We start from the raw sequence: 12,022 nt of genomic DNA, 5'->3' as shown, positions 1-12,022 counted from the left end.
AATTCGGTGAGCGCGGGCTGGCAGGTGCGCGCGTGGACCGCATCGCGGCCGCTGCGGGGGTCAACAAGGAGCGGATCGGGCTGTGGCCGGGGGTGAGGGCGTTCGCGGCGGCGTCGGTGAGTTCGCGGCAGCTGCTGAAGCGGTCGGCGGGATTCTTCGCCAGGGCGCGCGCGAAGACGTGGTCGATCGCCGGTGGTAGCCCGGAATTGACGGCGGTGGCGCGAGGCGGCGGCTCGTAGAGGTGCCCCATCATGACCATCGCGGGTTGGGTTGCGGGATACGGGTTCTGGCCGGTGATGAGCTTGTAGAGCGCGCAACCCAGGCTGTAGATGTCGGCTCGGCTGTCGACCGCCATGCCTTGGAGTTGTTCCGGCGGCGCATAGGCGATCGTCGCGACGAAGCTGCCGGTCTGGGTGAGTTCGGTGGCGTCGTCGGCGGATTTGGCGACACCGAAATCGGTGAGCAGGACGCGTTCCTCGTCATCGTCCTCGGGGGTCGACAGCAGGAAGTTCGCGGGTTTGACGTCGCGGTGCAGGAGTCCGCGGCGGTGCGCGTAGTCCAGGCCCTTACCGACCTCGGTGACGATGCGCAGGGCGCGCAGCGGAGTCATCGAATGCGGGTCGCGGGCCAGTTCGGCCGAGGCGTCGGTGCCGTCGACGTACTGCATGGCGATCCACAACTGGCCGTGCTCTTCACCCCGGTTGTAGACCGAGACGATATTCGGATGATCCAGGCCGGCAGCGAGATTGGCCTCGCGTTCGAATCTGCCCCGGAATTCGTGGTTGGACGACAGTTCACCGCTGAGCACCTTGATGGCGTCCATGCGGGGGAGGCTGGGATGTTTGGCGAGATACACCGTGCCCATCCCACCGGCGCCCAGCTGGCGAACGATCCGATACCCACCGACGATGGTGCCGGGACTCATCACCATCAGTAACAAACTCCTGGTAGTTCGGCGGGCCGCGTATCGTCGCGGAGCTTACTGGACTTCGAGGTGGGCGGTCGAGTCACGGCTGCCACTGGCTGTTGGCGAACAGGGCGTACTGCGCGGCCGCGCGTTGATGCACGTCGACCAGCTGATTCGAGGTCACATAGCCGACGTAGTTGCGGTAGGCGACGATGCAGGTATAGCGCTTCAGCCCGCCGTCGGCGTTCTTCGTACCGTTCTCTACGCATGCCGAATCCGTGAGCTGGGGAACCGGATCGACGGCCGGGCCACCGCCCTGGAAGATGATGCGATCGGTGACAGCCTTCTTCGCCGATGCGCCGTCGGCGGCGCGCACCACCAGAGCGTCGGAGGTTTTGGCGAATTCGTCGGCCTTCAGGGCGGCGACGCTCTGCGCGGCGGCCTTTCGATCGGACATGTAGTGCAGGATTCCGTGCGGACCGAATACGCCGTTGTCGTCGCCGTATTGGGGACGCCCCGACTGACCGGTATTGAGCGCCCGGCTGAGCAGGTAGTCCGGATCCCAGGGAAGTTTGACCGTGTCCTCGTCGGAAATCGGCGGCAGCCGGTCCAGCAGGGGGAATTCGACGTCCAGGGCCTTCTCGGTGAGCGAGGTGAGGCTGTTCAGGTTCGGTGTCGGAGTGAGGGCCAGTACCGACACCACATAGGAGCCGTGCGCGAGGAAGGAGCGGATCGACGGTGCTCCGGGGAGCCAATGGGCGTGCGCATCAGGATATTTCGCGAGTGGCACCGGCTGGTTCTGGTCTTTGTAGGCGTTGAAATCGGCGTTGTAGAAATCGGTGGCGGCCCGGGTGGCGCTTGCGGCGTCGTCGAACTGCATGACCGACAGTGCGAGCACCGTGGAATAGGGCTTCTCGGGTTTCGGCCAGCCGGCGAAACCCCAGCCCGCGTCCTTGTCGCTGGCCGCCGTCGAGAATCCGTACACCATGTGGTCGCGCTTGGCGACGGCCTCCATATCGTTCTCGTTGCCGAGCGCATCGGGCAGGACGCCGGCGGAGAAGCTGCCCGCCTTCTCGCGTTTCGTCAGCGACGGGTCGACCTGGTCCGCGGTTACCACGTACTCGGCGAGGCGCATGCCGGCGGCCTCGGGTGCGTTGACGAAGCCCGGCCGATAGTCCACGTGGATATCGAGCGGCCGCACATCGTAGTTGCCGACATCGAGCTTCCGGACATCTATTTCCGACGGACCGGCCCAGCCGCCGACGGTCGCGCCGCACCCGGTCGCCGCCAGAACTCCGCCGAGGCAGGCCGCGGCGGCCGCCGCCCGGACGAATCGTGTGGTCATTTCGGATCCGCCTTCACCAGGATGGTGTACTGGGCCGAAATGCGTTGCTGCGCATCCAGTAACTGCTCGCCCCAGGCCAGCGAGGCGTATCGGCCGTAGTACACCGAGCAGTAGAAGCGGACGGCCAACATCTCCTTGCCGTTGTATTCCCGGCATTTCGCGACCGGAAGATTCCGCGGGGACGCCGCCTGCTTGAAATGTTTTTCCGCTCCGCCCAATTCGTCGCGAATATCCGCGGCGGCCACGGCATCGCGGGCTCGGTACAGTTCGTTGCCGTAATCGGCGAAGCGGTCGACGCCGTCGCGGTCGTACCACGCCCGGGACTCGCCCGGATCGCTACTGAAGTGCAGCCCGGCATGTCCGAGGTAGACACCGGGCGGGTTGAGCCATTCGCCGGTCGCCTCCTTCGGCCGGATCATGGTCCGGCCGAGCATCCCGTCGATGTCGATCGGGTGGTCCATCAGTTTGTCCGGGGGTGTCGGCTGAAACTTCGCGAGCGCGGGCGCGACGGTGTCGAGACTTTTCTGCACACGCGAGACGAGCGCCGGGAGATCGACCTTGTTGAACCAGTTCTTGGCCTGGTCGTAGACCGCGGTGAAGACGACCAGCCGACCCGCCGGATACCAGTTGCTGATCGCCTGTTTGGTCGGCACCCAATGTGCATGCGCCAGCGAATAATTGGGGATGGCGACCGCTTGGGTCTGCGGGTCCCGGCCGAAATCGCGCCGCTCCAGGGCCACGGCGACCTCGGTCGCGCGCTGCTCGGTCGGGAAGATCATGGCCGCGTTGACCAGCTCGCTTCCCAGGTTGTCCGGGTCGTCGCGGCCGTAGGACGCGAAGCCGCCGATCAGGTCCGGGGCGTCTTCGGCGAAGTTGCCCAGGTCGGTGAAGTCCTTCATCACCGACGTCTTCGGATCGAGGAAGACCAGGGTGTCGAGTTTGCCGGTGTGGGTGAAGGCCGGGTCGATATCCATCGGCAGCGGCATCGCGCTGCCGAGTCGCTCCGCCTCGAAGAATGCGGCCTGACCCGGATTGGCGGGCTTGCCCATATCGCGCGGTGTGGCGTCGTACGGTCCCACGTCGAGACCGCTGAGATCGACGGTCGGTTCGGCGGCCGGAGGGGGAGCCGGATCGGAGCCGCATCCCGTCGCGGCCAGCGCCAGCGCGGCCACGGCAGCGGCCAGCACACGCACGGAATTTCGCATAGTCCCCTCCCACAGGCTCCACGCCGGTGAACACAGGTGCCTGCTCGGCCGACGCTGCGAAGAAGATAGCACCCGTCTCCGACGGGTGCCCTTCACCGGCGGCGGCACCCGATGTGCGGGCGTCGCTGTGGGCGGGGTGTCAGGCCCCCGTCCGCAGATCGCCGACGAACTTCTCGCACACTGCGGCCATGGGCTGCCAGTCGCCGGCAGGATATTGGCAGCCGACGCTGACCTGCAGGCCCGAATCCACCAGCACCTGCCAGCGCACCGTGGTGCCGTCGCCGGGAGTTTCCTCGTAGGACAGCCCGGGGCGGCCGCCGAAGATCACGTTGCGCTGCAGCGGCCCGACCGTGCCGGCCGGTCGTTTGGCGATCTGGGTTTCGAGCGTGGCGGCGACGTCCTCGATGCCGGAGCCCGCGGCGAGATCCTTCTGGACCAGCGAAATACGTTCCCGCGCACCGTCGTTCGGGGAGAGGTCGACCCGGGCGCCGGAGCGATTGGTGATATGCCAGCCCGCCGGGACCACCGCCTCGACCCGCCCGAAGGACTCCGCGGGCGGTGCCGCCGCCGCGGTCGGTGAGGCGACGGGGGACGGGTGCGTACCGGTGGATTCGGCCGTCTGCGACTCGCCGCCGGATCGGGTCAGCACCACGGCGGCCGCCACCGCGGCGACGATCACCGCGAACACAGCGGCGCCGATGAAGAGGGGAGTGCGGCGCTTCGGTGGCGGCGCGGTCGCGGCCGCATGCTCGTGCAGCGAGCCGACCCACGGTGTCTGCGGGGCGAACTGCGCGGGGCGAGTCGCGGGGGACACCGCGGGCCCGCCCCGGACCAGATCCACACCGGACATCCCGCGCAGGTCGACACCGAAGCCGTAGCGCCGGGACAGTTCCGCGCGCATCGCGTCGAGCAGTGCGGGTTCGGCGGCGCCGACGACCACGAGATAGCTGGGTTTGCGGCCGCCGAGCAGTCGATCGACGACATCGACGACGGCCTCCACGCCGCGTCCCTCGGCCAGGTCCGCGGAGCCGATCGTCGGCTCGTATTCGCAGGCCTCGATCCAGGTCTCGGTGCCCGAACGGCCGGTGAGGGTGACGGTCGTGGTGAGCGTATTCAGTTCCACCACCGCGATGCGCTGCTGCTGCGAGGTGCTCGCGGACAGTCCGGCCACCCGCAATGCCAGCGGTTCGACGCTGATCTCGCCGGCCAGACGGCGGGCGCCGGCCTCGAGCGCGGCGCGGCGGCGCGTGCCCCACTCCGACGGGCTCACCACCGTGAGCCGCTCACACGCGCTGGGCAGCCGCAGATTCGTCAGCACCGCGCCGAAGATCGCGGCGAAGGCGTCGGCGACGGTCGGCAGCATCGGGACGAAGGCGATGCGGTCCGCTGCGGCCAGCCGTACCACCGAGACGGCGGGGGAGGGCGGTTGAAGTGGTTCTCCCACAACGAGACTCGCGCCGTCGCTGGCGGGGACCACCGAGGGAGCGCCGTCCCAATGAGTGGATTCGCTGCGCGCCCACAATCGGCTGTCGGTCAGTATCAGATCGACCGTGGACATCAGCTCCCCCTTCCAGGCTGGGTCTCGCGGCATAGTACTCCAGCACGGTGACGCTCCCGCGCCGCCCGGGCTCGGTCAGAAGTTGTTGGCCAGCAACGCATACGCCGCGTCGACCCGCTGATCTATATCTTCGCGGCTGTTGGCGTTGACGACCTCCACGTATCGCCGGTAGGGCACGTAGCAGCGGAAACGGCTGTCCTTCTGGGGATCTCCCGAACTGTTGAGCGTCAGGCATTTGGCCCCGGGCACCGTCTCGGGCGCGTCGGCCGGCTCGTACTGCTCACCGGAACCGGAGATCAGCCCTTTGATCATGCGCGCCCCCGCATCGGCGTCGCGGACGCGCAACACCGAGCTGTTGTCGGCGACGGCGATGGCATCCATGCCGGTGTCGTCGACGAGGCGCTGGCGTGTGGTCTCGTCGGAGGAGATGTGGACGAATGCCGATGCGGCATAGACCGCGAAGCGATCGGCATCGGGTGTGCGGTTCGAGCGGTCGCGCACGACGGCGCGGGCGAGCAGGCCGTCCGGATCCACCGGCAGCGCGTCGAGGCCGCCGGCCGCCGTCGCCTGGAAGTGATCGAGTGCCGGCACCTCGGCGTCGAGCGTCTTCTGGACCCAGGCCAGCAGGTCGGCCTCCTCGGAGCGAGGCCGCTCGATGAACAGCGAGATCACGAACTGTTTGTAGGCCATGAAGGTGCCGATGGTGGGGATCCCGGGACGGTAGTGGATATAGGCATCCGGGTATTTCGGCTGTGCGAGTTTGCGATTGAGGTCGGGTGCCACACCGAAGTCGACATCCTCGAGTTCGCGCGCGGCCTGCCGGGCAGCGGACTCGTCCGGGAAACGCAGCACCAGATCGGTGACCGAGGTCGCCGCTGCCGCGCTGTCCAGCGAGCCCGGCTTGTCGGAACCCGCCGCGACATAGGCGACGATCATCTTGTTGCGGTCGAGCACCGGTTTGGAGACCGCCGCCAGCAGGCGACGGGTGGCCTCGGTGCTGTCGGCGACGACTCGCCCGCCGGCGCCGACCGTCAGCGACGGGTCGATGCGAACGGCCGGGACCACGGCCTGCGACATCCGCATCCCCTCCGCCAGCGCGCCCTTGCTGCCCGCGGTGGCGTCGTAGCTGTGGCGGTCGACCGGATACGGACCGACGTCGAGCGTGCGGACATCCAGTTCGGCGGCGGTCGGGGTTCCCTGCACGCCGCAACCGGTCAGCGCGGCAAGCAGTGCGGCGCAGGTGAAAACAAGAGATCTGCGAATCGTCCGGCCCATGGACCGCCCCCTTCTCCCGGTGCTCTCTCCCGGTTCTCCGACATCGAAATTACCGGACCGGACCCGACAGCGGGGACTCATGGACAACGATTGCCTTAACCTTGTCCGTGTGTTGACCGCTGCGCTGATCTCGCTCGGAGGCCGATTCCGTTGATGGATCGGCAGGTCGAGGTTGTCGCCGGTAACCATGTCGTCGTGCGTGTCGCGGGGGCCGTCGTGGTCGTCGCGCATCGTGGTCGCGGCCGGGTTCACCCCGACGCGCCGGCGATGCGGGCCGCCGAGGCGCTGGCGCAGTTGGTGTCCGAGGCGTCCGAGCATGCCCCACAAGGACCCGGGCGGATCATCGCGCGCGAGGCTACCCGCTGGCTGATGCAGGAGGCCGAACAGGTCGACGGCAGCCCGGTCGACCTCGGAATTCTGTCCGGCTCGGATACCGGTGGAGTGGCGATCTTCCTGCACGGCTCGGTCACCGCGGTACTCGCGGGCGCCCGGGGTGTCGAGTACTACCGCGGCGTGGATGCCGCCTTCACCGTCGACCGGTTCACCGAACCGCCGGCCCGCGCGGCGGCGCTGTTCATCGACGACGAGCACGGCCGGATTCCGGAACTGCCCGAACGTGGCATCGGCTCCCTGGTGGAGGGCGTGGCAGCCGCCGCGGGTGCGGTGGTCTGGTTCGAGGGCGAGCGGACCCGCGCGCGTGATCGTGTCGCCCGTCCCGCCGCCGGTGCACACCATCGCGCCGAGCCCTCGCCCACGTCGCAATTGGACGCGCAGCGGCCCGAACCGCAACTGCCCCCACCCCCGACCCGACCGGATCGGACACCGGAAGCCGATGCGCGGCAAGGGATATCGCGTCCCGAACCGGCGGAGGATCCTCGGCTGGCCGAAACCCGGTTGCGCGGTACGAATCCCGCCCCCGGTCCCGATCCCGAACTGGAACGCCGAATGGAGGCGACCGCCCGCGCGACCTCGCTGGCCGTGCGGGTGATGGGATTCACCTGCGCTCGGGCTCATCCCAGCGATCCGCGCTCGGCGTTCTGCACGGTCTGCGGAATGCCGGTCGACCAGACGCAGCAACCGGTCGAAGTCGTCCGGCCGCCGCTGGGCATGCTCGTACTCGACGACGGTATGACCTATCTGCTGGCGGCCGACGCCGTGATCGGACGGGACCCGGAGAACTCCGAGGCCGCCCAGCGCGGTCTGGTGCCGGTCAAAATCGAGGACTCCTCCGGCGGAATGTCGCGGGCCCACGCCGAAATCCGGCTGATGAACTGGGATATCACGGTCGTGGATCGGGGCTCCACCAACGGCACCCGGGCCCGGCCGGCCGGATATCGCGATTGGATTCGGCTGCAACCGAATCAGCCGATGGTGCTGGCCCACGGCTCGGAGATCCAGCTCGGCAACCGCGTACTGCGATTGGAGCCGGCCGCGCCCCCGCCGTTCGGCTGAGCGACCGTAGCGACGCGGCCGGGGGAGGCAGCGCGTCAGGAGTAGCGCGCCTCGCAGATCTCCTGTGTGCCCAGCACACCGGCCCGGAACGCGTCCACCCGGGAAAAGCCACTCGGCACCGTCTTGCCCTCCACATCGCTGGCCGCCAGCCCATCGCTGAGCAGTCCCGAAACCGCCTTGTCGAGATCGCCGGGAGACAGCGCGATATCGCCCTGGCCGGCATCGCGACGCGGATCGGCGAGCTTCGCGGTGATCACGCCCGACAGACAGGCGGCCCGCAGACCGGTCTTCGCTCCGGTCAACTGCTGGTGCGCACTGCGCTGCACCGCGAGCGCGTAGCGGGAGACGAACACGACGTAGGCGTTGTAGTCGCCGCCGACGCGAGTCGGAAAGCCGTCCTGCTCATCGGTATCCGCCGCGCCGCGCTGTGCGAGGGCCGGAATGTCGGTGCCGATCGTATTCGTCGCGGGGCAGTAGGTGACGGGCACGGTGTCGGCGCCGTTGCTGCAGTGCATGAGGGCGCCGTGATAGTCGTAGGTCGGCTCGGACGGGATCGGCATGATCGCCGCCATCGCCTTGCTCAACTCCTTGAGACTGTCCTTGGTGATCGCCAGTTCGCCGCGATTGACGTCGTCGCCGAAGGACTGCGGCAGATTCTTGCGGCGGCGATCGATGTCCTTCATATCGATCGCCTTGCAGCCCTTGGGGCCGTCGGTGAAACCGATCTGCACCGCGGTCACCCGCTCGAAGGCCGAGCCGTGCACCGATTCCGGATCCTCGGGATTGGCGTCGCGGATGGCGACCGTCGCGGCCAGCACGTTGTTGAGGCCGTCGGAGGTGTTGATCGTGAAATGCGCGGCCTTGTCCTCGGCGACGTGACGCATGAACGCGCCGGCGAAACAGTCGGCCTGCTGCTCCTTCACGATGACCGGATCCTTCGCGGTGACGATGCGCGACATCGTCTGGATGGCGTGGCCGTATTCGTGCGCGAGCACCATCACCACGGCCATCTTCCCGAAGCTGTCCTGCATCATGGGCAGCAGTACGCCGCGATCCCAGCCGACGGAATTGTCCAGCCGGCAGTAGGCCGCGTTGACCAGGTGATAGGTCGTGTCCTTGCAGAACTGCGTCTCCTGCGAGCGTGGCGCCTTCGCGCTCCAGGAATACAACTTGGTGACGGGGGTGAAGTCGCCGTCGAACTCGTTGTGATACTCACCGCGCCAATAACTTTGGATATCGTCGATGGCGTTGAGCGCCAACGTGTCGACCGCGCCCTTGTCACCGCCCGTCGCGGTCAGCGGGGAATCGGGAACACCGGAACGAGGACCGCTGGGGCCGTTGGTGGTGGGCAGTCCGGCGACCTGGAACGGGTCGTCGTAGATGGATACGGCGTGCCCACCGGTCGTCATGGTGCACCCGGCCAGTAGACCGACCGCCAGCACCAGTACGGCGAGGGTCGCCGTCACCGGGCGTTTCGCCATCTCCCCATCCCTCCCCGGGCCGGTAGTCGCTGCGTCACCTGCGCCGCCCCCGGCGATCGGGGGCACGTTCGAGCCCCACCGATGTCACGGCCATCGCATATTATCCGGCTCATGTCATTACCGGGGGCGCAGAAGATCACCGTGCGCCATGAGGGAACCGATCGGATCTTCGAAAACACTCAGCAGGTGACCCTGGGCCGCGCGCCCGAGGTGACGGTGTTCGTCGACAGTCCGCTGGTCTCTCGTGTGCACGCGACACTTGGCTGGCAGGGGGGCGCCTGGGTGCTCGCCGACAACGGCAGTACCAACGGGGTTTTCGTGGACGCCCAGCGGATCACGCGTCCCGTCCCGGTGGATCGGCCGATGCTGGTCCGGCTCGGCGACGCGATCACGGGCCCGCTGGTTCATCTGCTGCCGGAGGCGCAACTCCGGCCGCCCGCACCGCCCGCCCGGGCGCAGTCGCCGGGCCGTGCGCCGAATCCGCCTGTCCGGGACGCGGGGCCGCGTGGCAGCGGCCCGCACGGTGGTACTCAGCACGGTGGGGGTCAGCACGGTGGGGGTCAGCACGGTGGGGGTCAGCAGCAGCGGCAACCGTCCCATCCCACACCGCAATCCGGGCAGATGCGCCGCCCGGCTGCGCCGCAGCCGCCCTCGCGGCCCGCGCCGCGGCCGAATCAGCGCCCGTCTCAACCGATTCCGGCGGCCCGCGGCTCCGGCGGTGTGCCGAACGTCAATATGACCACCAAGGCCGACACCTCGGCACTGCCGCCGGTGCGTGCGCGGGCCTCGACCGCGCCGATCGCGCGGGCCGACCGCATTCCGGCCGGCGGCCTGACCATCGGCCGCACCAGCGACAACCAGATCGTCGTCAACGATCCGCTGGCTTCGCGGCGGCACGCCCGCCTGGTCAAGAGCGGCGAGGGCCTCGTCCTCGAGGATGTGGGCTCGGCCAACGGCACCTTCGTCAACGGCCGCCGCGAGCAGCGGGTGGCGCTGCGCGAACGCGATATCGTCACCATCGGCAACGTGGACTTCGTCGTGCAGGAAGGCACGCTGAAACACCGCAAGAAGCCGGTCACCGAACAGGGATTGAGCGTGCACGGCGTCGGTTTCGTCGTCGAGGGCAACAAGCAGCTGCTCGTGGACGTCAACATGCAGGCCGGTCGCGGCACCCTGACCGCGCTCATCGGACCCTCGGGCGCCGGTAAGTCGACACTGTCGAAACTCATTGCGGGAACGACACATCCGTCGGCCGGTGTGGTCACCTTCGAGGGCCGCAATCTGCACGCCGAATACGAGGCCATGCGCAGTCGTATCGGCATGGTCCCGCAGGACGATGTGCTGCACCGCCAGCTGACTGTGCGCCAGGCACTCGGATTCGCCGCCGAACTGCGGCTGCCGCCGGACTCCTCGAAGGCCGATCGGCAGCAGGTCATCGACGGCGTGCTGAAGGAACTGTCGCTGACCGAACATGCCGATACCCGCGTCGACCGGCTCTCCGGCGGTCAGCGCAAGCGCGCCTCCGTGGCGCTGGAACTGCTGACCGGCCCGGCCCTGCTGCTGCTCGACGAACCCACCTCCGGCCTGGACCCGGCGCTGGACCGGCAGGTCATGACCATGCTGCGTGAACTGGCCGACGCCGGGCGCACCGTCATCGTGGTCACCCACTCGGTGGCCTGCCTGGACATGTGCGATCAGGTGCTGCTGCTGGCGCCCGGCGGCAAGACCGCGTTCTGCGGACATCCGGCCGGGGTCGGCGACTTTCTCGGGACCAGCGATTGGGCGGAGATCTTCGCGCGGGTCGCCGCCGAACCGGATCGCGCCTTCGCGAACTACCGGTCCCGGCAGGCGGCGCTGCCACCGCCACCGCCGGCCGTGCCCCGCGGCGTGATGGGGCAGCCGCCGAAATCCAGTGGCTGGAAACAACTGTCGACACTGTCGCGGCGGCAGGTCCGGCTGATCCTCGCCGACCGCGGCTACCTGGCCTTCCTGGTGGTCCTCCCGTTCGTGCTGGGTGTGCTGTGCCTGGTCGTGCCGGGTAAGAACGGTTTCGCGGCCGCCCCACCGATTCTCGGCCCGGACGGCCAGTTGCATCCGCAGCTCACCGGAGGAAGTGAGTCCCAGCAGCTGCTGGTCGTGCTCATCCTCGGCGCGTGCTTCATGGGGTCGACGCTGACCGTCCGCGACCTGGTCGGGGAACGCCCGATCTTCCTGCGGGAGCGAGCCGTCGGCCTGCTGCCCTCGGCATATCTGCTGGCGAAGGTGATGGTCTTCGGTGTCGCGGCGCTGCTGCAGTCCGCGGTGCTGGTGGCCATCGTGCTGGCCGGGAAGAATCCGCCCGGGAAGGGGGCGCTCATCCCGTCCGGCGGTATCGAGTTGTACGTCGATATCGCGCTGACGGCGGTGACGTGTGTGGTCGTCGGATTGTTGTTGTCGACCTTGGCCAAGTCGAACGAACAGGTCATGCCGTTGCTGGTGGTCATGATCATGTGTCAGCTGGTGATGGCCGGCGGCATGATTCCGGTGACCGATCGCGTGGTGCTGGAACAGCTTTCGTACGTCTTCCCGTCGCGCTGGGGATTCGCCGGCGGCGCCTCGACCATCGATCTGCGGACCCTGTTCGTCAACGCCCAGCCCGATGCGATCTGGCAGCACAAACCCGGTTTCTGGTTCCTCGACGCCGGCATGTTGATCGTGCTCACCGCGGCGCTGTCCACGCTGACGTGGTGGCGTCTGCGGCTGAAGAAGTCGGCCGCGTGAACGGGTCCGGAAACGAGCGTCGACAAGGGATGTCCGCAC

Annotated in this window: 8 protein-coding genes; 2 read left to right on the top strand and 6 right to left on the bottom strand. The window is 68.2% G+C overall.

The genetic code is table 11. The features are described 5' to 3' along the window. From A5780_RS14265 to A5780_RS14245, 5 genes are all read right to left on the bottom strand, one after another. On the bottom strand, positions 1 to 931 hold a 931-nt coding region (locus tag A5780_RS14265; RefSeq protein WP_156769501.1), incomplete at its 3' end, for a serine/threonine-protein kinase. A gap of 76 nt (positions 932 to 1,007) precedes the next feature. Continuing rightward, on the bottom strand, positions 1,008 to 2,252 hold the full coding sequence (locus tag A5780_RS14260; protein ID WP_064908663.1) for a hypothetical protein: 1,245 nt from the start codon (positions 2,250 to 2,252) through the stop codon (positions 1,008 to 1,010). Beyond that, on the bottom strand, positions 2,249 to 3,457 hold the full coding sequence (locus A5780_RS14255; RefSeq protein WP_064908662.1) for a hypothetical protein: 1,209 nt from the start codon (positions 3,455 to 3,457) through the stop codon (positions 2,249 to 2,251). Before A5780_RS14255 ends, A5780_RS14260 begins: the two co-directional genes overlap by 4 nt. A gap of 139 nt (positions 3,458 to 3,596) precedes the next feature. After that, on the bottom strand, positions 3,597 to 5,015 hold the full coding sequence (locus A5780_RS14250) for a type VII secretion-associated protein (protein WP_064904505.1): 1,419 nt from the start codon (positions 5,013 to 5,015) through the stop codon (positions 3,597 to 3,599). 75 nt (positions 5,016 to 5,090) lie between these two features. Continuing rightward, positions 5,091 to 6,290, bottom strand: a complete 1,200-nt coding sequence (locus A5780_RS14245) for a hypothetical protein (protein ID WP_063012590.1) — start codon at positions 6,288 to 6,290, stop codon at positions 5,091 to 5,093. Positions 6,291 to 6,443: 153 nt separating this feature from the next. Here A5780_RS14245 and A5780_RS14240 point away from each other — a divergent pair, with 153 nt between their 5' ends. Then, the gene (locus A5780_RS14240; RefSeq protein WP_063012592.1) at positions 6,444 to 7,742 is read left to right on the top strand and encodes an FHA domain-containing protein; all 1,299 of its coding nucleotides are present in this window, start codon (positions 6,444 to 6,446) and stop codon (positions 7,740 to 7,742) included. Positions 7,743 to 7,777: 35 nt separating this feature from the next. On the opposite strand, the gene A5780_RS14235 is transcribed toward A5780_RS14240, so the two are convergent. Beyond that, positions 7,778 to 9,223: a hypothetical protein gene (locus tag A5780_RS14235; RefSeq protein WP_063012594.1), complete on the bottom strand. Its 1,446-nt coding sequence runs from the start codon at positions 9,221 to 9,223 to the stop codon at positions 7,778 to 7,780. A 111-nt stretch (positions 9,224 to 9,334) separates the two neighbouring features. On the opposite strand from A5780_RS14235, the gene A5780_RS14230 reads away from it, so the two are divergent. Next, complete coding sequence (locus A5780_RS14230) at positions 9,335 to 11,983, top strand: FHA domain-containing protein (RefSeq protein WP_064908661.1); 2,649 nt, start codon at positions 9,335 to 9,337, stop codon at positions 11,981 to 11,983. Positions 11,984 to 12,022 lie beyond the last annotated feature (39 nt).

The organism is Nocardia sp. 852002-20019_SCH5090214 (assembly GCF_001665865.1).
GTDB lineage: Bacteria > Actinomycetota > Actinomycetes > Mycobacteriales > Mycobacteriaceae > Nocardia > Nocardia nova.
Note: the sequence above shows the minus strand (reverse complement) of the source record. Positions and strands in the feature narration are given on the sequence as shown.

What these genes read in the sequence shown, in the direction of transcription:
- A5780_RS14245 (WP_063012590.1), bottom strand. Translation starts at nt 6,290, where the DNA reads ATGGGCCGGACGATTCGCAGATCTCTTGTTTTCACCTGCGCCGCACTG.
- A5780_RS14235 (WP_063012594.1), bottom strand. Translation starts at nt 9,223, where the DNA reads ATGGCGAAACGCCCGGTGACGGCGACCCTCGCCGTACTGGTGCTGGCG.
- A5780_RS14260 (WP_064908663.1), bottom strand. Translation starts at nt 2,252, where the DNA reads ATGACCACACGATTCGTCCGGGCGGCGGCCGCCGCGGCCTGCCTCGGC.
- A5780_RS14250 (WP_064904505.1), bottom strand. Translation starts at nt 5,015, where the DNA reads ATGTCCACGGTCGATCTGATACTGACCGACAGCCGATTGTGGGCGCGC.
- A5780_RS14230 (WP_064908661.1), top strand. Translation starts at nt 9,335, where the DNA reads ATGTCATTACCGGGGGCGCAGAAGATCACCGTGCGCCATGAGGGAACC.
- A5780_RS14240 (WP_063012592.1), top strand. Translation starts at nt 6,444, where the DNA reads ATGGATCGGCAGGTCGAGGTTGTCGCCGGTAACCATGTCGTCGTGCGT.
- A5780_RS14255 (WP_064908662.1), bottom strand. Translation starts at nt 3,457, where the DNA reads ATGCGAAATTCCGTGCGTGTGCTGGCCGCTGCCGTGGCCGCGCTGGCG.